Source organism: Brenneria corticis (assembly GCF_003115855.1).
In the GTDB taxonomy this organism is placed as follows: Bacteria; Pseudomonadota; Gammaproteobacteria; order Enterobacterales; family Enterobacteriaceae; genus Brenneria; species Brenneria corticis.
In genome coordinates this window covers 16,672-39,240 of sequence record NZ_KZ819081.1, presented here as the reverse complement: position 1 = coordinate 39,240, position 22,569 = coordinate 16,672, and the positions used below count along the sequence as shown (strand labels likewise).

Here is a 22,569-nt window from a genome sequence, read left to right as displayed (position 1 = left end):
GGCTCAACGTGAACCGTAAAATAAGCGTGGAGACAGCAAGTATCAGGCATGTTTGGATGGGGCAGTTACCGACGTTTATTGTCGTATCGGTACGCAGAATGAATTACATATTTATGCAATAAAAACCCACAACTCTTTGTATCTAAAAACAAAATACCAAACATATGTTATTGTTATGCGTGGGGATGCTACTATCCCGCCACGGCGAGATCAAGTGGATTGTTTATCGCGGAAACCATAACTATGCTAATGGAATGCATTAGCCCGGCTGCTCAAACGAGGCGGGAAAGAGGTAAAACGGCGGCGGAAAAAAGCGGGCAGCCAGAAATTTTCTGGCTGATAAATCAGGGACTCATGCGACGGATTTCAAGGTTCGCAGCGGCGATCCCTCAGGCGCCGACCGAGCCGGGCGATAGGATTAAGCGCCGCTTGCCGCGGCTCAGATTTGATAGTCGATCACATTCTCGTCGTTCTCGGCAAAGACCTTGTCTTTAATCTCGGCCAGAGACAGCTCGGTATTACACAGCTGGATAAACTTCCAGGCATAGTTACGCTGTAACTGGTTCTTTTTTAACCCCAGCCACACGGTATTGGCTTCAAACAGATGTTCGGCGTTCAGGCGCACCAGCCCTTTGTCGCGAACCGGATCGTAGGCCTTATCAGCCAGAATGCCGACCCCCAGCCCCAGTTCCACATAGGTTTTGATGACGTCGGAGTCCTGCGCGCTCAGCGTAATATCCGGCGCCATGCCCGCCGCCTGAAAGGCGCGGTCGACGCGGGAACGCCCGGTAATCCCCTGACGATAGGTAATCAGCGGCGCCGCGTTAAGCATATCCAGCGTCACCACCGGCTCGCGCGCCAGCGGGTGATCTTCCGGCACCACGATTGAATGGTGCCAGCGGTAATAGGGAAAAGCCGCCAGAGAAGCATCGTTAATCAGGCGTTCACTGGCAATGCCGATATCTGCTTCCCCTGAATGCAGCATCGCCACGATCTCTTCAGGCGTGCCCTGATTAAGTACCAGACGCACCTGGGGATAAAGCGCGCGGAACGCTTTAATCACCTGTGGCAAACTGTAACGCGCCTGGGTGTGGGTGGTGGCGATGACCAACTGGCCGGTATCATTGTTGGTAAATACATTGGCCAACCGGCGGATATTGCTGGCGTCGTTCAGGATCCTTTCCGCCACAATCAGCAACTCTTTGCCCGGTTCGGTCATGCCCAGCAGGCGTTTACCCCGGCGGACAAATATTTCAATCCCCAGTTCCTCTTCCAGCTCGCGGATATGACGACTCACCCCGGATTGCGAGGTAAACAGGGTATTCGCCACTTCGGTCAGGTTGTAATTGCACCGTGCTGATTCACGAATAATCTTCAGTTGCTGAAAATTCACCCTTCACTCCATCACTGTTGCGATATTCAGAATGTAACATTGATACGAAGAAATAATGCCCGGGACAAATAAGGAAATCGATTTGATTATATTTTTTTATACTAAGAAAAGTTAGCCGCTGCCTTTCAGACAAAAATAAAGGCAAAAATCAACAATAAATACTTTATATTCAATAAGTTAAAAATACATTATCATAAACTGACACATCAGCGCCCATCGCGTGATAAATCTTTTAGATATTAGTTATAATCTTCAAGTCTAATAATTTGCCTGACCGGCGCTATTGACGCCGGGTAGGGAAATAGCGATACAGGTGACGGAATAAGCGTTAAGCTGCGGTGAAAAGCTAATTCAGGCGCGCGTTACTCAAACGATTTAAATAAGGTTTATCATGTTGACTGGCGTTGTTTTCGCCCTTTGTGCCGGGCTGATGTGGGGATTGATTTTTGTCGGCCCCTTGCTGGTGCCTGAATACCCCGCCGCGTTGCAATCGACAGGCCGCTATCTTGCCTTCGGCCTGATCGCTTTACCGCTGGCCTGGCTCGATCGCCATCGGTTACGGCTGCTTAGCGGCAATGACTGGCGTGAAGCGATCAAGCTCTCCGCTATCGGCAATCTGCTCTACTATTTCTGCCTGGCCAGCGCGATTCAGCGTACCGGCGCCCCGGTTTCGACCATGATTATCGGCACCCTGCCGGTGGCGATCGCCGTTAGCGCCAATCTGCTCTACAGCCGGCATGACGGCAAGGTGTTATGGCGGCAGCTGGCTCCCGCGCTGGTGCTTATCGCCGTCGGGCTGCTTCTGGTCAACATCGCGGAGCTGAGCGCCGCGACGGCTTCGCTGGACCTCTGGCGCTATCTCGGCGGCATCGCGCTGGCGCTGGCGGCGATGGCCTGCTGGACCTGGTATCCGCTGCGCAACGCCCGCTGGCTGCGTGAAAACACCGGCAAAACGCCCACCACCTGGGCCACCGCGCAGGGGCTGGTCACGCTGCCCTTGGCTTTGCTGGGATACCTGCTGGTTTGCGGCCAGCTGGCGCTCGGCCGCGAGGATTTCCCCCTGCCGTTCGGCCCGCGGCCGGCGGTGTTTATTACCCTGATGATCGTTATCGGCCTGTTTTGCTCATGGCTGGGCACGCTATGCTGGAACGAAGCCAGCCAGCGGTTGCCGACCGTGCTGATCGGCCCGCTGGTGGTGTTTGAAACGCTGGCGGGGCTGACCTATTCATTTATCATCCGCCAATCCTGGCCGCCGCTGCTGACGCTGGGCGGCGTGTTCTGCCTGGTCGCCGGCGTGATTTATGCGGTCAGAATCAAGCCCAGACCGGTGGTGGTGCCGGTGGCGGTCGCCGATCCGGCGGGGAAATAACGCGGGAATAAGCCGGACGATACCGCTATTCGCCGCCGGCGAAATCAGCTTCCGCGGGCCAGCCGCGCAAACAGTTCCGTCAATTGCCGCTCGTCTCTGGCGCCCTGATGCTGGGCGGTGACCTTACCGCCGCCGTCGATGATAAATGACGTGGGGGTGCCGATAACCTGGTAACGCTCTTTGGTGATCCCTAGCTGATCGCGGATAACCGGGTAGTTCACCGTTTGCTGCGCCAACAGCGGGGCGATATCCACGCCGTCCGGGTCGGTATTCACCGCCACCACCACGATTTTATCGCCGTAGCGCTGGCTGAGTTTTTCCAGCGTCGCCATTTCCGCCAGGCAACCGCCGCAGCCCGCGGACCAGAAGTTCAGATAGACGTTTTTCCCCCGCCAGCGGCTCAGGTCCGCCGGTTGCCCGGCCAGATCATAAGCGGCCAGCGCGGGCGCCGGCGCCCCGACGCTGACCTGTTCCTCTTTACAGCCGCCGAGCAACGCCAATGCGGCCAGCAGACAACAAGCCGGTAAACCGTTACGCCATAACATGATGATTCACCTCCTCGCCGAAATATTTACCGTGCTGCAAACGGATAATGCGATCGGCGAACTTGCCCAGCTCGGGGTTATGCGTCACCATCACCACGGTGCGCCCCTGATGGTGCAAATCCTGTAGCAGATCCAGCACCCGCCGTTCATTTTCCTCATCCAGATTGCCGGTCGGTTCATCGGCGAAGACAACCGGCGGCTCGTTCACCAGCGCCCGGGCGATACACACCCGCTGCTGCTCGCCGCCGGAAAGCTGGCTGGGTAAATGACCGATGCGGTGGGCCAGACCCACCTGCTCCAGCACCCGCCGCGCCGCGGGTTCATCCACGATACTGTGGTAATGCTGCGCCAGCATGATGTTTTCCAGCGCGGTCAAAAAGGGAATCAGGTGGAATTGCTGAAACACCAGGCCGATCTTGTCGGCGCGGAATTTACGCCGCCCTTCTTCATCCAGCGCCGCGGCGTCAACGCCATCCAGCAGCACCTGACCTTCGCTGACCGTATCCAGACAGGTGAGGATATTCATCAGGGTGGTTTTGCCCGATCCCGAAGCGCCCATAATGGCGACAAACTCACCGCGGGCAATGCGAATATTGATATCCTCCAGCGCGGTAACCTGTCCAAAACGCTTGTATAGCCGGCGTGTTTCAATTACCGCCTCCGGCGCCTGCTCCGCGCCCTGCTCATTTATCGATGAGGACATCGCTACTCTCCTTTTAATACTTTGGCCGGTTCGACATGAATCGCCCGTCGGGTGGGAACAATGGCCGCGACGGCGGCCACCAGCAGCGAGAGCAGCAGCGTCAGCGGAAAGACCGGCGCCCGCAGCGAGATCGTCGCGTTGAACACCGCCATCCCCAGAATCTGCGCCAGCAGGTAGCCGAGCAGCGAACCGCACAGCGCCGCCGCCAGCGCAATGATGCCGGTCTCCGCCAGCATCTGGCGGATAATATCCCGCCCGCTGGCGCCCAGCGCTTTCTGCAGGGCGAACTCGCGCGCCCGCTCGCCGACAATCGCCATCAGGGTGGTGTTGACGCACAGCGAGGAGAGCACCAGTATCACCGCCGATACCAGCCCCATCAGCCCTTTGATTTTATTCAGCACCTGCCCTTCGGAGGCGGAGACCTTGAGGATCGGCCGGATTTCCAACTGCGGATACTGCTGTTGCAGCCGCGCGGCGAACTGGTCCACCTGCCCCAGATCGTTGCTGACGCTGAGTAGCGCATTGCTGATCGCCCCCGGTTTATCCAGCCATTTCTGCGCCAGATCCAGACTGACGATCAGCATGTTGTCCGTGGCGTCGCCGGATTCCACAATGCCTTTAATCTGCAAACGCTGCCTATCGCCGTCGCCGACCAGCGTAATGCCGTCGCCGACCTTAACGTTCAGCCGCTCCGCCAGCTTGACGCCGATCATCGCGTTGCGATCGTCAAAGCTGACGCCGATCCAGTTCCCCTTTACCTGCCAGTAAGGGGCGAGCGGACGCAATGATTCAAACCACACCCCCATCAGCACCACCTTTTCCAGTTCGGTGCGCGCCATGCCATACAGGTACGGGCTGGCGGCATTGATTAGCCCGGCCGGCGCGCCGTCGACGATCTGCTGAAACGTTGGCTGGGGCAGCGCATTGCCGCGCGCGGGGCCGATATAAAAGTTCGCCCCGAAGGTGCGCAGTTCCTGACTCATTTTGGCATTGATGTCGAAATACACCGCCGACATGGCGGTGACGATCGCCGCGCCCACCGTCAGGGCGGCGAACACCACGCCGACCCGCTGCATCCGCAGCCGCAACGCGCGGATCACCAGCCGCCAGAACATCCCGTTCATCCAGGCATTAGCGGCCATACAGCACCTCCACCGGGTACAGTCCGGCGATGCGCCGGGCCGGGAACCAGGTGCCAATCAGCGCGATCAGTATCGAAATCACCAGCACGCAGGGGATAACGATCCAGGCAAAGCTGAGCGGCACGCCAAACAGCATCAGGCCGATGGCTTTCGCCAGCCCCCAGCCCGCCAGGCAGCCGGCGATGCCTCCCAGCAAACCGCTGAGCGCCGCTTCCAGATAGAACAGCAGCATAATCTGCCATTGCCGCGCCCCCAGCGCTTTCATCAGGCCGATCTCTTTCGCCCGCTCCATAATGGTGCTGGTCATCAACGAGGCGATGCCCATGGCCGCGGCGACCAGCGCCGCAAAGGTGACCACCGCCAGCAACAGCTGGATTTTATCGATCACCACGCCTTCCGACGCCGCCACCTGCCAGATAGGCCGCACCACCGAACCGGAAATCGCCTCTTCCAACTGGTGGGCGATGGAAGAAACATAGGCGGTGCAGTACCAGAGGTCATACTCTTCGGCGTTCAGCGCCTCCAGATTTTCACGCGCCCGGCGCGACAGATCGTTCTCCGGCACCGTCAGCGCGGAAACGCGGATCGCCTGTATTTTCCCCTCCAGCCCCAGCAGGCGCTGTACCGCCGCCAGCGGCATCACCAGCCGGTTCTCCTCATCCCCGCCGCTGCTCAGAATGCCGCTGACCCGCACCCTGGCTTCACCCTGCGGGCCATGCAGCCGGAGCTGGCTGCCCACCTGCCAGCCGTTCTGCTGCGCCAGCTGTTTGCCCGCCAACGCCTCGGCGGCGCGTCCTTCCGTCACCGGCTCCTGCGGCCACCGGCCGGCAACCTGCCAGTAAGGGCTGACGGTTATCTGCCCGGTGCGATAATCCTCTTCGTCCGGCACCGCCACCGGCTGCGAGAAAAAGGTGCCCAATACCGCCACCGGCCGCCCGTCGACCTCCACGTCGCCGCTCAGCAACGGCGCGAAGCCGACAATATTGTTGCGCCAGAAAATATCCTTGATGTTGGGCAGTTCCGACTCATCGAGAAACTCCTGCCCTTCCAGCGGATTGCTGTGCTCGCCGAACAGCGCCGGCAGCGCCGCCTGTCCCGCCGGTTCAATCAGGATATTGGCGCCATAGGATTTCAATTCGCGCGCCATTTTGTCGCCGATATCGATAGAGACCGCCAGCAGGGCCGAAATCAGCCCCGCCGCCAAAAAGACCGTCAACACCGCCAGCGATTTACGCCGGATATTTCTGCGCCAGGATTGGCGTAACATGCGCCATAACATGGTTATTCCCCTTCCGCTTGATCGTCAGCCGCCGCCTTTGCCGTCACATATTTTCCGGGACTTTCACGGAAACGGTTGTAGTTCGCTTCAGATGAGAAGAAATAGGTTTTACCGCCGTAGCGATACTTATGTTCGGCCTTTACGTTGGTGAGTTTCGAACCGTCAACCGGATCGACGACCTCCAGCGATATCACCGTGGTGAAATAGTTGGTGCCCGCCGCCAGCGACGCCTGGCTAATCACCAGCTCATTGTCGTCATTGCTCCAGCCTTCGATGGGGACGGGGTTGCACCCGCCCGCCTTGCCGATGGAGGGAATAAAGATGCGTACGTCGCAGGCGACGCAGATCACCTGATTACCTTCCATCACATAGCCCTGATCGCCGCACAGCAGGCAGGCATCGAACACCACTCCCAACCGCAGCCGGTCCGGATAGCGGTTAATGACGAAAAAGCGCACCGCCTTGCCGTCGTCGGCAACCCACACAAACCGATGCAGTTTGCCGTCGCGAATCTGTTCGATGGGAATATGCACCTTGCCGTCGGCGGCCGGCGTCACCGGCAGCGCCTCGGACAAACGGGGAGGCTGGGACGCCACCTTGTCCCAGTAAAGCTGCGCCGCCACGATCGCCAGCAGCGCAATCAGGGCGGCCAGCACCGTGCGCCGAACATTGCGGTAGTCGGCGGTGGCCCGGCGCCTGGCGATGGCCTCGGCGGCGGCCTGCATCCGCCGGCGCGTGTGGAGTAAGGGCAGCAGATAGCCGGCCGCCGCCACCGCCAGCAATAGCGCGCCGAGATAATTCAGCAGCCAGGCGCTATTGGTGACCTGCGCCACATAGCTCAGGCGCGGTTTGTTCAGCCCCATCACCTGTAGCTTCATCAATAACAGCAGCAGATTGCCGCTGATCGGCAACAGCAATAGCGCCGCCAGCGCAACGAGCAGCGGCCAGCGCAATACGCGGATACGCCGCACCATCATGCCGCAAAGCGCGGCGCTGAATATCAGCCAGCCGAAAGCCGCCGCCACCGCGCTGAAATTCAGCAGCAGATCGGTATTCACCACGTGCGTGCTGGTCAGGGCGCTCAGGTTGGGATCGCCGCCCCAATGAATAGCCGCGCCGGCAACCAGGATGGCCTGCCAGAAATAACCGATGCGGGAATGAGAGAAAAACTGACTGACGAGAAACAGCGGCAGGACAATCGCCTGGATGGCCGTGATCCAGAGTTGCAGTTGCTGGCCGTTGGGCAGGCGAATGCCGATGAAGGTGCCGACAATCAGCGCCAGCAGGGTGGTCCACGCCAACGGCCGGATTTCAGGCGGGGAACGGTGGCTCCAGTTCAGCCCCAACAGCAACGCTATCGGCAGGAATGACTGTAGCGTGGTAACGAAGAAGTAACTCATATTCCCTTCATCTTTCAAGTTGCAGGTGCGTTGGCTTCCGCACCTTGAAATCTATTGGGTAATAAAGCGCACGCCCCTGGCGGCTTTCGGCAGAGGCGCGAGCGTTACCGCGATAAGGAAGCGCTTATCGCGGACGGAACCATCACTTGATGCCGACGTATTTGAAATCAAAGCTGACGTCAAACGGTTTCCACCAGCGGCCGACGCCGGTTTCATCGTCGGTATGGCGGTGCATGCCGGCTTTGGAAGGCGGGTCGATATGGTAAATCACCTTGTAGTTGCCCACGCCCATCATTTTGATGTTCGCGCCATAGTGCGGGCCGTCGCTGGCGACCATCGGCATAAAGGTTCCTTCCTGCTTGGCGCCGGTATCGGTGTTGGTCAGGGTATAGGCGATGGTCAGGAACGGCATCCACTCGCCGGCGCCGAATCCGTTTTTATTCCCTTCCACCGCATGGATATCGGCTTCCAGGTGGATATCCGCTTTTGCCGCCGGCAGCCCCATGCCGCGGGGTTCCATATCAATCGGCTGCAGATAAACCGCGGCGATCTCCAGTTCGTTTATGGTTACCGGTTCGCCGGCCGGATACTCTTCAAACGCCAGCGCCGCGGGCGCGGTGAAAACAGCGGCGATTATCGCCCCGGCAATCAGACTTTTTTGCTTATTCATCAACCCATCCTCGTGTCATCAATGTACCCGTCATCTTGCAAGCCGGCGGTTTCCCGCGCCTTGCAATCATCGGGGCGTAACGGTCGTTTCTGGTTATTTTTGCTGGTCACTGCTTCCAGTATCAGATTGTCGAGGCCCTGCGCCGCATGATCCACAGCGCCGCCAATGCCGCGACTAACAACACCCCTTGCGGGATTAACGTTTCCACATAGGGGTAAATACCCAAACCGCTGATTTCCGGTACGCCGGTCAGCAGCGTCGGTTCAAACAATTTGCCTTCAATCAGTTCCAGTACCCCTTTGCCGGCAAAGACGAACGCCATCAGATACATGAAACAACCGGTAAACATAAAGAAAGGCTTAAGCGGAAGTTTGACCACGGTGAAGCGCATGATCAGATAGGCAATCACCAGGATCACACAGCCGATGGCAAAGCCCGCCAGAATGGAGAGGTGCCCGGCCATATTGTTGGCATCGCCCACCAGCGCGTAGTAAAAGAGGACGGTTTCCGCCCCTTCCCGGTAGACCGCCAGAAAACTGGTCAGCCATAATCCCACCAGCGACCCGCCGCTCAGGGAGTGCGACAATTTACCTTCCAGATAGGCTTTCCAGTGCCGGGCTTCCACCTTCGACAGCAGCCAGTAACTCATAAAGAACAGCATCACCACGGCGATAAGCATGGTGACGCCTTCCAGCAGTTCGCGGCTGGCGCCGGAGTTGGTAAACAGTAATTGGAAAATAACGGCGGTGATCACGCTGCACAGCAGCGCGATATAAACAGACTGCCGGATAAGCGGCAGCTTATCCTGATGATTGTTTTTCACCAGATAGGCGACGATGGCCGCCACGATCAGCAGCGCTTCCATACCTTCACGCACGATGATCAGCAGGCTGTAGATCAGCAGGCTCCAGTGGGTATCCCCTCCTTCGCCCAGCATGGCGACGGCATTCGCCAGATCCTGCTGCAGCGCTTCGGCCTGAAGGTGCAGTTGCTCCACCGGCTGGCCGGCATTCATCAGACTGACCATACGGGTGAAATAGCCTTCCAGCGTCGATTTGAACGCCGCATTGCGCGAACCGACCTTGTTCTCCATGCCGGTGGCTTCGAACAGATCGAAGTAGGCGTCCTGCACGGCGATCATCGCCGGTTTTACCTCGCCCTGGCGGTACTTTTCGATGGCCGCCAGGATGGCCTGATTAATGTCGTCGGATATTTTGGCCCAGTTGGCGTCCGGCACGTCGGCGGCGTCGAGCGCGGCGTCGCCGTCATCGGCCGCGGTAACCGGCTGACTGTCGCGCGTGGTGGGCAACCCCGGCAGCAGATCTTCAATATCCTGTAACAGCGTCGTCACGCGATAGGCCACGTCAGTCAGTTGATCCGGCTGATTCGCCAGGGCGATCAGCGCGGAAAATTGCTGATTAATGGCGGCGGCCTGCTGCGCGGAGCGATTCTGCCGCACCGACATCTCCATTTCGGAGTTTTTAAACCCCTGATAGTGCGCCTGCTGCACGCTCTGGCTGGCCCTGGCGTAGTCGCCGGCCTGATATTCGCTTATCGCCTGCGCCAGTTGATCGTCGATGATTTTAAAACTCTGCTGCCAGTACAGCGCGATATCGCTGTTGTCATACGCGCCGTGCTGTTGCTGCGCCACCAGCCGATGGCCGTCGGTCAATACCGGAAGCACCGCGTTCAGTTCCCCTTTCAGCCAGGACGCTTTGGCCTGCACGTCGGCCAGCGGTTTTCCCTCGCCGATCATGCGCCGGATTTCGCCGAACGCGGCTTCCAGCTGATAGCTTTTTTGCGCGGAAATATTGATACGGATGGGGCCTTCGAGATTTTCGAACACTTCGAAATAGGCCATCTGCACTTCGGTGCGGGCCTCATCAGGCTGTTGCTGCTGATACAGTTGAACCGTTTTATCCAGTCTGGATTCGATATCCTGGATAAAGGATGCGTAGTCGGTTGCGGCTAGCGCCAGAGAACTGCCGAATAGCCAGCACAACGAAAGGAAAAGTTTTAGCCAGGTAGACATAATCACGGAGTGAAGCGCTAATGAGATTTATTCTTATTATCACCCCGAGAAGTGAATAAGTCTTGATTTACGTCACGAAAAGAAATCTATTGACGAAGAAAAATTGTAACATCATGTTCTACCTCCTCCATTTGCCGTAAAGCGTCGAGCGTGGCGTACGCCTCCTCTTCATCCAGACGGCTCATGGCAAACCCGACGTGAACCAGCACCCAACTGCCGATCAGCCGTCCGGCGTCCACGCCGTCCGCCACCAGCGCAATGTTCACCTCGCGCCGGACGCCGCATACGTCGACCCATGCCAGTTGCCGTTCGGCGGAGGCCAGTTCAATAATTTTTCCCGGAATGCCCAGACACATAGTGATTCTCCATTGAGGATGCCGCGCAGCAAAACTGTCCGTCGGTATATTTTTATGCTTAAGCAATTTTTATGCCACATATTAATAATCCGGATTAACATGCTGTTTGGCGGCGCATTAAATATCGGTTTCTTTACGATATGCTTAATCAAGATTACATAAGGCGGCGCTTTTTCAGCCCCAAACCTGGCCGCCTTCCCCGCTCGTCAAAAGTGTCGAATCCCGCTCGTCGATCGCCGTCGTCACTAATGTCGAGACTGGCCGTATCGTCCGCGCCTTTTCCAGCCCCCGCTTGTTCAAGCCCTTATCCTGCGCGGTCTGACGGCCGGTTCGCCCGACGTGGCACAAAATATGCTTAAACGCGGCAAACCTTAACACAACCCCCGGAGGGTATGGCTATGAACCGCTTCGTCATTGCGGAGCCTAAACGCTGCATCGGCTGCAACACCTGCATGGCCGCCTGTACGCAGGTACACCGTCGCCAGGGATTGCAGACGCATCCGCGGCTGACGGTTGAGCGCGACCTCGCCGGCACCGCGCCGGTATTATGCCGTCATTGCGAAGACGCGCCCTGCGCCAGAGTCTGTCCGGTTAATGCCATTACGCATCAGAACCAGGCGGTGGTATTAGACGAAAGCACCTGTATCGGTTGCAAACTGTGCGCCATCGCCTGTCCTTTCGGCGCGATTACCCCGTCAGGCAGTAAACCGCTCGCCATTCCGCAAACCTTTAGCCAGTCGATTCCGCTGTCCATGCTGTCCGACGCGCCGGACAGCGCGTCCTCCGTCAATCCCCTGCTGGCCTGGAATGCCGGCATACGCAGCGTCGCGGTGAAATGCGATCTGTGCGCCTTTCAGGCGCAGGGACCGGAATGCGTGCGCGTTTGCCCGACCAATGCCTTGCTGGTCATCGACGATCGCCAAATCGAACAGGCAACCGCCGCAAAACGCCGGCAGGCAATGGAGTGGCCCGCCGGCAACGTCCCTTTCCCGCCCGCCGAGACCGATCGGGAGAATAAACTATGATAAGTTCACTGCACTGGTTGGCGTGGGCGCTGGCGTTTTATCTGGCCGGCGCGCTGCTGTCGCTGTGCCTGGCGCGTCGCGAATCGCTGGCGATCGGGCTGAATGCGCTGCTTACGGCGCTCGGCGCGCTGTGCGGCATCGCCGCGGCGCTGCCGCTATTGCGCGCCGGGGCGGCGTTAACCGCCGGCATTGAAACGCCGGTCGCCGCATTCGCGCCGCTCACCCTGCGTCTGGACGCGCTGGCCGCCTTTATGATGCTGCTTATCTCGCTGCTGATGGCGGTTATCGCGCTCTATTCGCTGGCCTATCTGCGGGAACACCGCGGACGCGCCGGCGCCATCGGGTTCTTTGTCAACCTGCTGGCCGCCGCCATGACGGCGCTGGTGTGCGTGGATAACGCCGCTTACTTTATTATTCTGTTCGAAGTGATGACGCTGTGCGCCGGCGCGCTGATGGCGTCCGCCCGGGCCGCCGGCGCGGGAAGGCGCTATTTATTCATCGCCCACGGCGGCACCGTGCTGATTATCCTGGCGTTCCTGCTGTTGTACCGCGCCAGCCACAGTCTTGACTTCGCCGACTGGCGGCAGGTTTCCCTGCCCGCTTCGCAGGCGTCCGCGGTGTTTGTGCTGGCCTTTGTGGGATTTGGCGCGACGGCCGGCGTGGTGCCGCTGCACGGCGGGCTCCCCCAGGGCCTGCCCGCCGCGCCGTCCCACGCGTCGGCGCTGATCGCCGCCGTAATGGTGAAAATCGGTCTTTTCGGCATCATCAAGGTCGGCATCGACCTGCTCGGCGCGACCGATATCTGGTGGGGAGGCATGGTGATGCTCTGCGGCGCCGCGTCGGCGATATTCGGCGGCCTCTATGGGCTGGCGGAACACGATATCAAGCGCGTATTGGCTTACCACACGGTGGAAAACGTCGGCATCATGCTGATGGGCATCGGCGCGGGCATGGCGGGGATGGCCGGCCACCACCCGTTGCTGGCGGCGCTTGGCCTGCTGGGCGGGCTGTATCATATGCTTAACCACACGCTGTTCAAGGGGCTGCTGTTTCTCGGCGCGGGCTCGGTCATCTATCGCCTGCATAGCAAAGATATGGAGAGGATGGGCGGGCTGGCGCGGCTGATGCCTTATACCGCCGTGACCTTTCTTATCGGCTGTATGGCGATTTCCGCCCTGCCGCCGCTGAACGGCTTCGTCAGCGAGTGGTTTACCTACCAGTCGCTGTTTATTCTCAGCCAGGTCGATAGTCTGCCGCTGCGTCTGCTGGGGCCGTTCATCATCGTGGTGCTGGCGATAGTGGGGGCGCTGGCGGCGATGTGCTGCGTCAAACTCTACGCCATTACCTTTTCCGCGGCGCCCCGCAGCGCGGCCGCCGCCGAGGCCCGCGAAGTTCCCTGGCCGATGCGGGCCGCCACGCTGCTGCTGGCGCTGGGCTGTCTGCTGCTGGGCGTCGGCGCCGGCGCGGTGGCGCCGGCGATCCTGCGCGTGGCCGCCAGCCTGAGCGGCGCCGACGCGCTCGCCGTCGCCCAGGGGAGCCTGCTGTTCCCCGGCTCCCCCGACCAGACGTCGCTGTCCATGCCGTTGATCTTTATCCTGCTGCTGGCCCTGCCGCTGCTGCCGCTGCTGATTTATATCGGCGCCAAAGGCGCGCGCCTGAGCTTCCGCCGGCGCGGCGCCCCCTGGGCCTGCGGCTACGCCTATGAGAACGATATGGCGGTTTCCGCCGCCGGCTTTACCCAACCCCTGCGCCTGATGTTCGCCCCGTTCTACCGCCTGCGCACCCTGCGGTGGGGCCGGTGGAACGCGACGACGTCAGGCGGGAAAAACCCTTCCACCGCTGCGGGAGAACATGATGATCGCTGAAACGGCAACCGTGCCAACAATGATGGCTTTCGGCTTTGTGCAGGCGGTGCTGATGCTGGCGATTGCTCCGCTGATGTCCGGCATGTCGCGGGTGATCCGCGCAAAAATGCACTCACGCCAGGGCCCCGGCCTGCTCCAGGACTACCGCGACCTGTTCAAGCTGCTGAAACGTCAGGATGTGGCGCCGCTGCACGCGAGCGGCGTTTTCCGTCTGATGCCCTATGTGCTGATCGGCACCCTGCTGCTGATCGCCATGACGCTGCCGGCCGTCACCTGGGCATCGCCCTTTGGCGCCGGCGGCGATGTTATCGCCCTGCTCTATCTGTTCGCCCTGCTGCGTTTTTTCTTTTGTCTGTCCGGGCTGGATACCGGCAGCACCTTCGCCGGCATCGGCGCCAGCCGCGAGATGACGCTCGGGGTGCTGGTGGAGCCCATTCTGATCCTGGCGCTGCTGGTGGCGGCGCTGATTGCCGGCTCCACCAATATCGGCGCCATCTCCAGCACGCTGGCCGGCTCGTGGGTATCGCCCGCGGCCACCTTTATCGCGCTGCTGGCCTGCGCCTTCGCCGCCTTTGTGGAGATGGGAAAAGTGCCGTTTGACGTGGCGGAAGCCGAACAGGAGCTGCAGGAAGGGCCGCTGACGGAGTACGCCGGCGCCGGGCTGGCGCTGGTGAAATGGGGCGTCAGCCTGAAGCAGGTGGTGGTCGCCGCGCTGTTCTTGTCCGTCTTCATCCCGTTCGGCAAGGCGCAAACCTTTACGCTGGCGGCGCTGGCGACGGGCGCGCTCTCCTTCGTCATCAAGCTGGCGGCGCTGTTTTTCATCGCCTCCCTGATTGAGAACAGTCTCGCCCGCGGACGTTTTCTGCTGATCGGGCGCGTGACCTGGCTGGGCTTTGCCGCCGCGGTACTGGCATGGCTGTTTTATCTTATCGGTCTATAAGGAATCGCCCCGCACCATGAAAAAGAGTTCCCTTGCCACCCCCCGCCCGCAGCGCAACGCCCCGGCAACGGCCGGCGCGCTCTCGTTCCCCTCTTTCCGTCAGGAGACGTGCCCTAATGAATGAAATCTCTGTCGCCAGTCCCTACGCGTTGTTCGGCAAACGCGGCATTAGCTATGCCGCCCAGGTCCGCCAGCGGTTCCCGGCCGCCGTGCTGGAAGAGGCGTGGCAAACGCCGGAGCAGCTAACGCTGACCGTTAAGCTGGACGCCCTGCCCGAGGTGGTGGAATTCCTTTACTACCAACAGGGCGGCTGGCTGTCGGTGCTGTTTGGCAACGATGAGCGTTCGCTGAATGGCCGTTTCGCCCTGTACTACGTGCTGTCGATGGAAACGGGCGAGAAGTGCTGGGTCACGGTGAAAGCGCTGGTCGACCCGGTTAATCCGGAGTTCCCCTCCGTCACGCCCCGCGTGCCCGCCGCCGTCTGGGGGGAGCGAGAAGTGCGCGACATGTACGGCCTGATCCCGGTCGGGCTGCCCGACGAGCGCCGTCTGGTGCTGCCGGACGACTGGCCGGACGATCTCTATCCGCTGCGCAAGGACGCCATGGATTACCGCCAGCGCCCCGCCCCCACCCGCGACGAGGAGTCCTACTCGTTCGTCAATGACGCCGACGGCGAAACACGCATCGTTCCCATCGGGCCGCTGCATATTACCTCGGACGAGCCGGGCCACTTCCGCCTGTTCGTCGACGGAGAACGCATCGTCGATGCGGATTACCGTCTGTTCTACGTGCACCGCGGCATGGAAAAGCTGGCGGAAACGCGCATGGGCTATAACGAAGTCACTTTCCTGTCGGACCGGGTATGCGGCATCTGCGGCTTTACCCACAGCGTAGCCTATACCAGCTCGGTGGAAAACGCGCTGGGCGTGGTGGTGCCGCCGCGCGCGCACGGCATCCGCAGCATATTGCTGGAGGTGGAACGGCTGCACAGCCATCTGCTGAATATCGGGCTGGCCAGCCACTTCGTCGGCTTTGATACCGGGTTTATGCAGTTCTTCCGCATCCGTGAAAAGTCGATGACCATCGCCGAAATGCTGACCGGCGCGCGTAAAACCTACGGGCTGAATCTGATCGGCGGCATCCGCCGCGATATTCTGAAAGACGACCGGCTGAAAACCATCCGGCTGATTCGGGAGATGCGCGGCGAAATCACCCAGCTTAGCGATATGCTGCTCAACACCCCCAATATGATGCAGCGCACCCAGGGCGTGGGGATCCTGGATAAAAAGATCGCCCGCGATTACAGCCCGGTCGGCCCGATGATCCGCGCCAGCGGCTTCCAGCGGGATGCGCGCACCGACCACCCGTTCGCCGGCTATCTCGATCTGCCGATGGAGCTGCAGCACCTGGACGCCGGGGATGTCTATTCGCGCATACTGGTGCGGGTGCGTGAGGTATTCACCTCGCTGGCGATGATCGAATACGGTCTGGACAATCTGCCGACCGGGCCGCTGCTCAATGAGCATATCCCTTATCAGCCGGGCAAGTTCGCGCTCGGTTTCGCCGAGGCGCCGCGCGGCGACGACATCCACTGGAGCATGACCGGCGACAACCAGAAGCTGTTCCGCTGGCGCTGCCGGGCCGCCACCTACGCCAACTGGCCGGTGCTGCGCTATATGCTGCGCGGCAACACGGTTTCCGACGCGCCGCTGATTATCGGCAGCCTGGATCCCTGCTACTCCTGTACCGACCGGGTGACGCTGATCGACGTGCGCAAACGGAAAATCACCACCGTGCCTTATAAAGAAATGGAGCGTTACGGTCTGGAACGCACCCATTCGCCGCTCAAGTAGGGGATGAACCATGTTGAACCTGTTTAAAACCATCCTGAAAACCGGCAACAGTACGCTGAAATACCCGTTTCAACCGCTGGACGTTGCCGCGGGATTTCGCGGCAAGCCGCAGTACGACGCCGCCCAGTGCATCGCCTGCGCCGCCTGCACCACCGCCTGCCCGGCCAACGCGCTGACCATGGAGACCGACGTCGCCGGCGGCACGCGCACCTGGCAGCTGTTTCTCGGGCGCTGCATTTTTTGCGGCCGCTGCGAGGAAGTGTGCCCGACGCGCGCCATCGTGCTGTCGCAGGAGTTTGAAATGGCGGTGAGCAATAAAGCTGACCTTTATCAGCGCGCCACCTTTAGCCTGCTGGACTGCCGCGTGTGCCATCGCCCCTTCGCCCCGCAAAAAGAGGTGGAGTACGTTATGGCGCTGCTGGCGCAGTCGGGGCAGTCCGCCGCGGAGGTCGAATCGCAGCGCTCCCGTTTTGAAACCTGTCCGCAGTGTAAACGCCGCCAGAACCTGGACGACGAAAACAACGTGATGCTGAGCCAGCATATTTCCCCCTCGGCCGATTCATCACCGGCTACCGTCAATGGGAGCAAATCATGAGCACCCTGCCCGCCGGCGTCGATCACTACCGGACCACGCCGATTGCGTTGGATGAACCGGCGCAAAAACTCAAGAAAACGCTGTTAAAAGACATTCAGCGCTCCGCCTACGTCTACCGCATCGACTGCGGCGGCTGTAACGGCTGCGAGATAGAGATTTTCGCCGCCGTCGCGCCGCTGTTCGACGCCGAGCGTTTCGGCATCAAGGTGGTGGCCTCGCCGCGCCATGCGGATATTTTATTGTTTACCGGCGCCGTCACCCGCGCCACGCGAATCCCGGCCCTACGCGCCTACGAAGCGGCGCCCGACCCGAAAATCTGCATCTCCTACGGCGCCTGCGGCTGCGGCGGCGGCATCTTCCACGATCTGTACTGCGTGTGGGGCGGCAGCGACGCCATCGTGCCGATAGACGTATACATTCCCGGCTGCCCGCCCACCCCGGCCGCCACCATTTACGGTTTCGCCGTCGCGCTCGGCCTGCTGGAGCAGAAACTGCACGGCAGCGAACACCGGCAGACGGCGGATGAAAAAGCCGCCCTGATCCACCCGGACGTGCCGCTGGATCTGCGCGTGCTGCTGGAACGGGAGGCCCGGCGCATGGCGGGCTACCGGCAGGGGCGGGAAATCAGCGACGCTTTTCTGGCGCGTCTGGAAAACCAACCGCTGGACGGGCTGGATCGGCGCATCGCCGCGTGGCTGCAACAGCAAAACGATCCGCGTCTGACGGAGATCGTCGGGCAGCTCCAGCAGATCTATCTGGCGCTGTTGAACGGAGAACGCTATCGATGAGCAATCAGGTGATTTTCTACGCCCTGAACCAGAAATTTCTCGACAGCAAAGATAAAGTGCCGGAGCAGGCGCAGCAGGTGATGTATTACTCATTGGCTATCGGCCACCACGTTGGCGTCATCGACTGCCTGAAGCCGGTGCTGAACTGCCCGCAGGCGGACTATCAGCGCTGGATCGGGCAGTTGCCCGCGGGGGAAGCGCAACGCAAAATGGCCGGGCTGCTGAAATTCGGCGAGATCGTTATCGATAGCAGCCACACGCAGCTGCTGGGCCGCGCCTTCGGGGCATTGTGCGCCGAACAGGATGATTATTCCGCCTGGACCGCAACCCTGCTGGACTATCTGCGCGCCATCGAACGGGAAACGGCGCTCTATTTAATGGTGAAACGCATTGATGACTGAAACAAAACGCGCTGATGACAACAGCGTCGATAACCAAAATATGGTGCTGACCGTCGGCAACACCATGATGGGCGATGACGGCGCCGGGCCGCGGCTGGCCGAGCGCATGACGCAAAACCCGGTGGCCGGCTGGTCGGTGATCGACGGCGGCGCCATTCCGGAAAATGCCGCCCATACCCTGCGCGCGCTGCGTCCCCGCCGCCTGCTGGTGGTGGACGCCAGCGATATGGGGCTGGCGCCCGGTGAAATACGAATTGTCGATCCGGCGCGCATCGCCGAAGATCTGCTGATGAACACCCATAATCTGCCGCTGAATTTCCTTATCGACCAGTTGAAAGACGATATTCCCGAGGTGATTTTTATCGGCATTCAACCCGCGCTGGTGGCGTTCTATTTTCCGCTCAGCGCGGAGGTTGAACGGGCGGTGGAACGGATTTATCAGCGGCTGGCGAACTGGCAGGGAAACGGCGGCTTTCAGAAATTGTGAAGATTTCCCTTAATGCGCACTAACCATGCGCATTAAGGCCGGCATTAAAAATCAATAAAATGCTAAACAAAAGCCGCGGCGCCGAGCGGTCAAATCAGAATTTTTCCCAGCCTCGATCGCCGTGGCCGCCGGCGCTCAGCAGCGGCGTATTTTCCTTTACCATCACCGGACGTTGCAGCGGCGTGTGCAACGCGCCTTGTGGCACCACGTCCGACAGGCCGTCGCCGCTCTCCAGTTGAAAAACATCCACCGCCGCTGACAATTCGCTGGTCTGCTGGTCCAGTTTGGAGGCGGCCTCCGCAGATTGCAGCACCAACGCGGCATTCTGCTGCGTGACGCCGTCTATTTCATGAATTGCCTGGCTGATCTGACTGATGCCGTGGGTCTGTTCGTCGGTTGCGGCGGCAATTTCACTAATCAGCTCGTTGACATGATCGATAGCGGCGATAATCGCCCCCATCGCCTCGCCGGACTGCCTGACCTGCCCCGCGCCGGCGGAAACCCGCGATACCGACTCGTCGATCAGCGCTTCAATTTCTTTCGCCGCCTGCGCGCTGCGCTGCGCCAGGGTACGAACTTCTCCGGCCACCACCGCGAATCCCCGGCCCTGCTCACCGGCCCGGGCGGCTTCGACCGCCGCGTTAAGCGCCAAGATATTGGTCTGGAAGGCAATAGCGTTAATCACCGTGGTGATGTCGGAAATCTTGCGTGAACTGGCGCTGATATCATCCATGGTCGCCATCACGTTGGTGCTGATTTCACCGCCCTTTTTCGCCGTGTCCGTGGCTTCCTGTGCCAGCACCCGCGCCTGATGGACATTCTCCGCGGTTTGTTTCACCGTTGAGCTAATCTGCTCCATGCTGGCCGCCGTTTGCTGCAACGCGGCGGCCTGCTGCTCGGTGCGGCTGGCGAGATCGTCGTTGCCCTTGCGGATCCGTGTGGTGCCGTCATCAATCGCCGTGGCGCTGCGCCGGATGACCGTCACCGTATCGCGCAGGCTTTTCTGCAACCGTTTGATATCGGGAATCAGGCGCCCCGCACAGTTACGGCCGAATTCCGCCAGATCGCATCCCAGGCGGCCCGCCGTCAGCTGCGCCAGATGCGACTTCAGTACGCCGATGGGAATAACCAGATAATTTCGCAGATAATATTCGGTAAACAGCAGTACCGCGATACCAATAATCATGGCGGCAATCAGTACGTTTCGATTATGAATATTGTGCTCATTCACCAGCGGAATAAACTCCGCGGAGGTAATTTGGTCGGTGTATTTTTTAATATCACCGCCGAATGCCAAACTTATCGGCGGATAAACGTCGCGGAATACCTGGCGAAACGCCTCGACATTATTCTGTTGCAGCGCGCCATTCATCGGATCAATCGCCGCGGCTATTAAGCGCGACCAGTTATTGGTAATACTTTCCAGGGTGGCGTTATCCACCCCGACGTGTTCCGCGGCCTTAAATTTCGCCAACGACGCTTTGCTGTTTGTTATCGCTGATTGCGCCATATCCAGCGTTTTTTGCGCATTTTCTGCGTCATTATTCTGCAAATAGTCCATCGTCCGTTCCAGGCGGGTAACCGCACGGAAATATTGATCGCTGCCATACACCAGATAGGAGTAGGTTTTCCGCTGTGTCTCATTTTTATTAAGTAAATCAGTCGCCTGATAAAGAGAATAAAGACTGTAGCCTGATGAGGCGCCCCAGATCAGCAGCAGGAACGCCACAATAATTAGCACCATAATCCTTATGCTGATATTCTTTAGAAAGCTCATAATAAACCTCATAAAGTTACCAAAATAGCTCTCATACCAGGCTCAGGTTTGGAAACTATTTTGTATTTTGATCACTGCTGTGCCATCCCGGCGACGCGCATCGACAAGCCCCTCAGGCGTATCGGAACGCCCGATTCAGAAGTCGTGCAACAAAAGAGCCGAGATACCCAGAGGTTGGTTAATAAAAGTCAGCGTGCCTCCCCTGTACCGGGGATAAATAAATTATAGGCAAGAATAGATAAAATGAGGGTGGTTAGCGCAATTTCATGTCAACTTATTACCGGCATACCCAGCCGGCGCAACATCCAGGGCCCACCAGGCGGCAATATGACTGTGACTAATGTTTTTTACCGCGTAGCTTTCTGGAGAAATCACGAAATCTATTGCGCAGGCCGATAAGATAATAAATAACGTTGTTGATTCTTAAATCGATGTCATAGAATTTTTTCAAGGCAAAGGCATCGTTCACCTGACAAATCGACAGACTGCCGGCGTCCGACAAATCAATAATACGCAGTCCGTTGTCGGTGAGAATAATATTGCCGGGATGAATATCGTTGGAGGCCAGCCGATGGCCGTGCAAATCTTCCACGCAGGCTTTGATTTCATCTTTATAAGGCGAAAAATCGCCCAGTTCAGCCAGCGGCCTGCCTTCCACATATTCCGCCAGGATGTAGGTTTCCACCGCTTCGCGGTGTCTGACCTTTTCGGCGACGGCATAAATATCCGCCGTTTTGGTACAGCCTTGTTCGCGCGCCACGGCCACGCGGTACATTAATCTGGAGTAATACGGACCGAAGATAAAACGGGATAGGCGTTTCTCCAGCCGGGGATCCAACTCCCGCTCCCACTTCAGCACATATTTGGTTCCCTTAACCTCAATCAAATAGACCTTGCGCTCTTCGCTGCCGCTGTTAAGTAACTTATAGCCGATTTTGCCCGCGCCAAAATCAGCTAAAATTCGGATATAGGTTCCACAGCGAGACTTTTCATAAACATGAAAGCCTTTTATTTCTCTTTTGATTATGGTTTCCGACATAACAATACCTGACGTTACTATTGGTGGCGCCAGGCGGAATATACGCTTCAGTGTGACAGTTTTTTGACATAAATTGCCATTGATGCTTTCTGGCTCCTATTGTTTGAGCGACATCATATTTTTTTCGTCAAATCTGCCGAAATAGCGTTCCTGTCGTCGTCACCCTTGACATTCACGTCATGCGTCACGATAAAGAACAATAATAACTCATTAATATTCAACACATTAAAATCGCAATATCGTTATTGGCACAAAGCCTGCTTATTGGCGGCGATGTGTCGCCGCGTCGATATGTCGACACAACGCTTTTTTCACCTGAACTCAGGTCGGAGACGATGTCATGAACCGGTTCGTTATTGCAGATTCCAGGAAATGTATTGGCTGTCGCACGTGCGAAGTCGCCTGTGCGCTGTCCCACAGCGACGGTAAGGCCGCATTATCCCCAGAAAACTTTTTACCACGCCTCAAGGTCGTTAAGGGACTGAATATCAGCACCACGATTCAGTGTCGCCAGTGTGAGGATGCGCCATGCGCCAACGTGTGCCCCAATGGCGCCATCACCCATGCGAACGACTGTATTCAGGTGCAGCAGGAAAAATGTATCGGCTGTAAGACCTGCGTTGTGGCTTGCCCTTACGGCGCCATGACCGTGATCAGTAAACCTGTGGCCCGAATCAGCCATTATCAGATGTTGGGTAATTGTATAAAAGCCGAAGCGCAGAAATGCGATCTTTGCGATAAGCGCGCGGCAGGGCCGGCGTGCGTTGAGGTCTGTCCGACAAAAGCATTACGGATGATCAGCCGTGATGATATTCAGGCCATGATCCAACAAAAACAACGGCGTGCGGCGCTTGATGAAGCCGCGGGAATGCAGTTCTGAATAGCGCCGTCAAGGTACGCTGAAGGAGAA

General features: G+C 58.8%; 21 protein-coding genes. 10 read left to right on the top strand and 11 right to left on the bottom strand.

Translation table 11 applies throughout. The features are described 5' to 3' along the window. Positions 1-439: 439 nt before the first annotated feature. Positions 440-1,393, bottom strand: coding sequence for an HTH-type transcriptional regulator Cbl (gene cbl, locus DDT56_RS13220; protein ID WP_136166909.1), 954 nt, complete (start codon positions 1,391-1,393; stop codon positions 440-442). A 391-nt stretch (positions 1,394-1,784) separates the two neighbouring features. On the opposite strand from cbl, the gene DDT56_RS13215 reads away from it, so the two are divergent. Then, the gene (locus DDT56_RS13215) at positions 1,785-2,762 is read left to right on the top strand and encodes a DMT family transporter (protein ID WP_136166908.1); all 978 of its coding nucleotides are present in this window, start codon (positions 1,785-1,787) and stop codon (positions 2,760-2,762) included. A gap of 44 nt (positions 2,763-2,806) precedes the next feature. Here the strand turns inward: DDT56_RS13215 and DDT56_RS13210 are convergent, their stop codons facing one another. From DDT56_RS13210 to hypC, 8 genes are all read right to left on the bottom strand, one after another. Continuing rightward, positions 2,807-3,307: a TlpA family protein disulfide reductase gene (locus DDT56_RS13210; protein ID WP_136166907.1), complete on the bottom strand. Its 501-nt coding sequence runs from the start codon at positions 3,305-3,307 to the stop codon at positions 2,807-2,809. Beyond that, positions 3,294-4,010 (bottom strand): ABC transporter ATP-binding protein, encoded by a 717-nt coding sequence (locus tag DDT56_RS13205; protein WP_136166906.1) that lies wholly within the window; start codon positions 4,008-4,010, stop codon positions 3,294-3,296. Before DDT56_RS13205 ends, DDT56_RS13210 begins: the two co-directional genes overlap by 14 nt. A 2-nt stretch (positions 4,011-4,012) precedes the next feature. Further along, positions 4,013-5,125, bottom strand: a complete 1,113-nt coding sequence (locus DDT56_RS13200) for an ABC transporter permease (RefSeq protein ID WP_210417029.1) — start codon at positions 5,123-5,125, stop codon at positions 4,013-4,015. A 16-nt stretch (positions 5,126-5,141) separates the two neighbouring features. Continuing rightward, positions 5,142-6,431 (bottom strand): ABC transporter permease, encoded by a 1,290-nt coding sequence (locus DDT56_RS13195; RefSeq protein ID WP_136166905.1) that lies wholly within the window; start codon positions 6,429-6,431, stop codon positions 5,142-5,144. Positions 6,432-6,433: 2 nt separating this feature from the next. Further along, complete coding sequence (locus DDT56_RS13190; protein WP_136166904.1) at positions 6,434-7,831, bottom strand: Fe-S-containing protein; 1,398 nt, start codon at positions 7,829-7,831, stop codon at positions 6,434-6,436. Positions 7,832-7,973: 142 nt separating this feature from the next. Next, entirely contained in the window at positions 7,974-8,501 is a 528-nt protein-coding gene (locus DDT56_RS13185; protein WP_136166903.1) for an iron transporter, read from the bottom strand. A gap of 121 nt (positions 8,502-8,622) precedes the next feature. Then, positions 8,623-10,533 (bottom strand): FTR1 family iron permease, encoded by a 1,911-nt coding sequence (locus tag DDT56_RS13180; protein ID WP_136166902.1) that lies wholly within the window; start codon positions 10,531-10,533, stop codon positions 8,623-8,625. An 86-nt stretch (positions 10,534-10,619) separates the two neighbouring features. Then, positions 10,620-10,889, bottom strand: coding sequence for a HypC/HybG/HupF family hydrogenase formation chaperone (hypC, locus tag DDT56_RS13175; protein WP_136166901.1), 270 nt, complete (start codon positions 10,887-10,889; stop codon positions 10,620-10,622). A gap of 398 nt (positions 10,890-11,287) precedes the next feature. On the opposite strand from hypC, the gene DDT56_RS13170 reads away from it, so the two are divergent. The 8 genes from DDT56_RS13170 (at position 11,288) to hycI (ending at position 18,843) form a co-directional block, all read left to right on the top strand. Next, positions 11,288-11,914: a 4Fe-4S dicluster domain-containing protein gene (locus tag DDT56_RS13170; protein ID WP_136166997.1), complete on the top strand. Its 627-nt coding sequence runs from the start codon at positions 11,288-11,290 to the stop codon at positions 11,912-11,914. Then, positions 11,911-13,779, top strand: a complete 1,869-nt coding sequence (hyfB, locus tag DDT56_RS13165) for a hydrogenase 4 subunit B (protein ID WP_136166900.1) — start codon at positions 11,911-11,913, stop codon at positions 13,777-13,779. Before DDT56_RS13170 ends, hyfB begins: the two co-directional genes overlap by 4 nt. Beyond that, positions 13,769-14,719, top strand: a complete 951-nt coding sequence (locus tag DDT56_RS13160; protein WP_417903696.1) for a respiratory chain complex I subunit 1 family protein — start codon at positions 13,769-13,771, stop codon at positions 14,717-14,719. Before hyfB ends, DDT56_RS13160 begins: the two co-directional genes overlap by 11 nt. Before the next feature lie 116 nt (positions 14,720-14,835). Then, complete coding sequence (locus DDT56_RS13155; RefSeq protein ID WP_136166899.1) at positions 14,836-16,572, top strand: hydrogenase large subunit; 1,737 nt, start codon at positions 14,836-14,838, stop codon at positions 16,570-16,572. A gap of 10 nt (positions 16,573-16,582) precedes the next feature. Further along, on the top strand, positions 16,583-17,167 hold the full coding sequence (gene hyfH / locus DDT56_RS13150) for a hydrogenase 4 subunit H (protein ID WP_136166898.1): 585 nt from the start codon (positions 16,583-16,585) through the stop codon (positions 17,165-17,167). After that, entirely contained in the window at positions 17,164-17,955 is a 792-nt protein-coding gene (gene nuoB / locus DDT56_RS13145) for an NADH-quinone oxidoreductase subunit B family protein (RefSeq protein WP_136166897.1), read from the top strand. The genes hyfH and nuoB overlap by 4 nt, the downstream gene beginning before the upstream one ends. Beyond that, positions 17,952-18,356 (top strand): formate hydrogenlyase maturation HycH family protein, encoded by a 405-nt coding sequence (locus DDT56_RS13140; RefSeq protein ID WP_136166896.1) that lies wholly within the window; start codon positions 17,952-17,954, stop codon positions 18,354-18,356. Before nuoB ends, DDT56_RS13140 begins: the two co-directional genes overlap by 4 nt. Further along, entirely contained in the window at positions 18,349-18,843 is a 495-nt protein-coding gene (gene hycI, locus DDT56_RS13135) for a hydrogenase maturation peptidase HycI (RefSeq protein ID WP_136166895.1), read from the top strand. The genes DDT56_RS13140 and hycI overlap by 8 nt, the downstream gene beginning before the upstream one ends. Before the next feature lie 94 nt (positions 18,844-18,937). Here hycI and DDT56_RS13130 read toward each other — a convergent pair whose 3' ends face one another. Next, complete coding sequence (locus DDT56_RS13130; RefSeq protein WP_136166894.1) at positions 18,938-20,620, bottom strand: methyl-accepting chemotaxis protein; 1,683 nt, start codon at positions 20,618-20,620, stop codon at positions 18,938-18,940. A 337-nt stretch (positions 20,621-20,957) separates the two neighbouring features. After that, positions 20,958-21,659: a lipopolysaccharide core heptose(II) kinase RfaY gene (locus tag DDT56_RS13125; RefSeq protein ID WP_136166893.1), complete on the bottom strand. Its 702-nt coding sequence runs from the start codon at positions 21,657-21,659 to the stop codon at positions 20,958-20,960. Positions 21,660-21,999: 340 nt separating this feature from the next. Here DDT56_RS13125 and DDT56_RS13120 point away from each other — a divergent pair, with 340 nt between their 5' ends. Then, complete coding sequence (locus tag DDT56_RS13120; protein WP_136166892.1) at positions 22,000-22,539, top strand: 4Fe-4S dicluster domain-containing protein; 540 nt, start codon at positions 22,000-22,002, stop codon at positions 22,537-22,539. Positions 22,540-22,569: the final 30 nt, after the last annotated feature.

Bases quoted from the DNA above. Each gene is read 5' to 3' on its own strand.
- DDT56_RS13120 (WP_136166892.1), top strand. From the start codon at position 22,000: ATGAACCGGTTCGTTATTGCAGATTCCAGGAAATGTATTGGCTGTCGC.
- hycI (WP_136166895.1), top strand. From the start codon at position 18,349: ATGACTGAAACAAAACGCGCTGATGACAACAGCGTCGATAACCAAAAT.
- hyfH (WP_136166898.1), top strand. From the start codon at position 16,583: ATGTTGAACCTGTTTAAAACCATCCTGAAAACCGGCAACAGTACGCTG.
- DDT56_RS13190 (WP_136166904.1), bottom strand. From the start codon at position 7,831: ATGAGTTACTTCTTCGTTACCACGCTACAGTCATTCCTGCCGATAGCG.
- DDT56_RS13200 (WP_210417029.1), bottom strand. From the start codon at position 5,125: ATGTTCTGGCGGCTGGTGATCCGCGCGTTGCGGCTGCGGATGCAGCGG.
- hypC (WP_136166901.1), bottom strand. From the start codon at position 10,889: ATGTGTCTGGGCATTCCGGGAAAAATTATTGAACTGGCCTCCGCCGAA.
- nuoB (WP_136166897.1), top strand. From the start codon at position 17,164: ATGAGCACCCTGCCCGCCGGCGTCGATCACTACCGGACCACGCCGATT.
- DDT56_RS13185 (WP_136166903.1), bottom strand. From the start codon at position 8,501: ATGAATAAGCAAAAAAGTCTGATTGCCGGGGCGATAATCGCCGCTGTT.
- DDT56_RS13160 (WP_417903696.1), top strand. From the start codon at position 13,769: ATGATCGCTGAAACGGCAACCGTGCCAACAATGATGGCTTTCGGCTTT.
- DDT56_RS13155 (WP_136166899.1), top strand. From the start codon at position 14,836: ATGAATGAAATCTCTGTCGCCAGTCCCTACGCGTTGTTCGGCAAACGC.
- DDT56_RS13130 (WP_136166894.1), bottom strand. From the start codon at position 20,620: ATGAGCTTTCTAAAGAATATCAGCATAAGGATTATGGTGCTAATTATT.
- hyfB (WP_136166900.1), top strand. From the start codon at position 11,911: ATGATAAGTTCACTGCACTGGTTGGCGTGGGCGCTGGCGTTTTATCTG.
- DDT56_RS13215 (WP_136166908.1), top strand. From the start codon at position 1,785: ATGTTGACTGGCGTTGTTTTCGCCCTTTGTGCCGGGCTGATGTGGGGA.
- DDT56_RS13205 (WP_136166906.1), bottom strand. From the start codon at position 4,010: ATGTCCTCATCGATAAATGAGCAGGGCGCGGAGCAGGCGCCGGAGGCG.
- DDT56_RS13210 (WP_136166907.1), bottom strand. From the start codon at position 3,307: ATGTTATGGCGTAACGGTTTACCGGCTTGTTGTCTGCTGGCCGCATTG.
- DDT56_RS13125 (WP_136166893.1), bottom strand. From the start codon at position 21,659: ATGTCGGAAACCATAATCAAAAGAGAAATAAAAGGCTTTCATGTTTAT.
- DDT56_RS13170 (WP_136166997.1), top strand. From the start codon at position 11,288: ATGAACCGCTTCGTCATTGCGGAGCCTAAACGCTGCATCGGCTGCAAC.
- DDT56_RS13180 (WP_136166902.1), bottom strand. From the start codon at position 10,533: ATGTCTACCTGGCTAAAACTTTTCCTTTCGTTGTGCTGGCTATTCGGC.
- DDT56_RS13195 (WP_136166905.1), bottom strand. From the start codon at position 6,431: ATGTTATGGCGCATGTTACGCCAATCCTGGCGCAGAAATATCCGGCGT.
- DDT56_RS13140 (WP_136166896.1), top strand. From the start codon at position 17,952: ATGAGCAATCAGGTGATTTTCTACGCCCTGAACCAGAAATTTCTCGAC.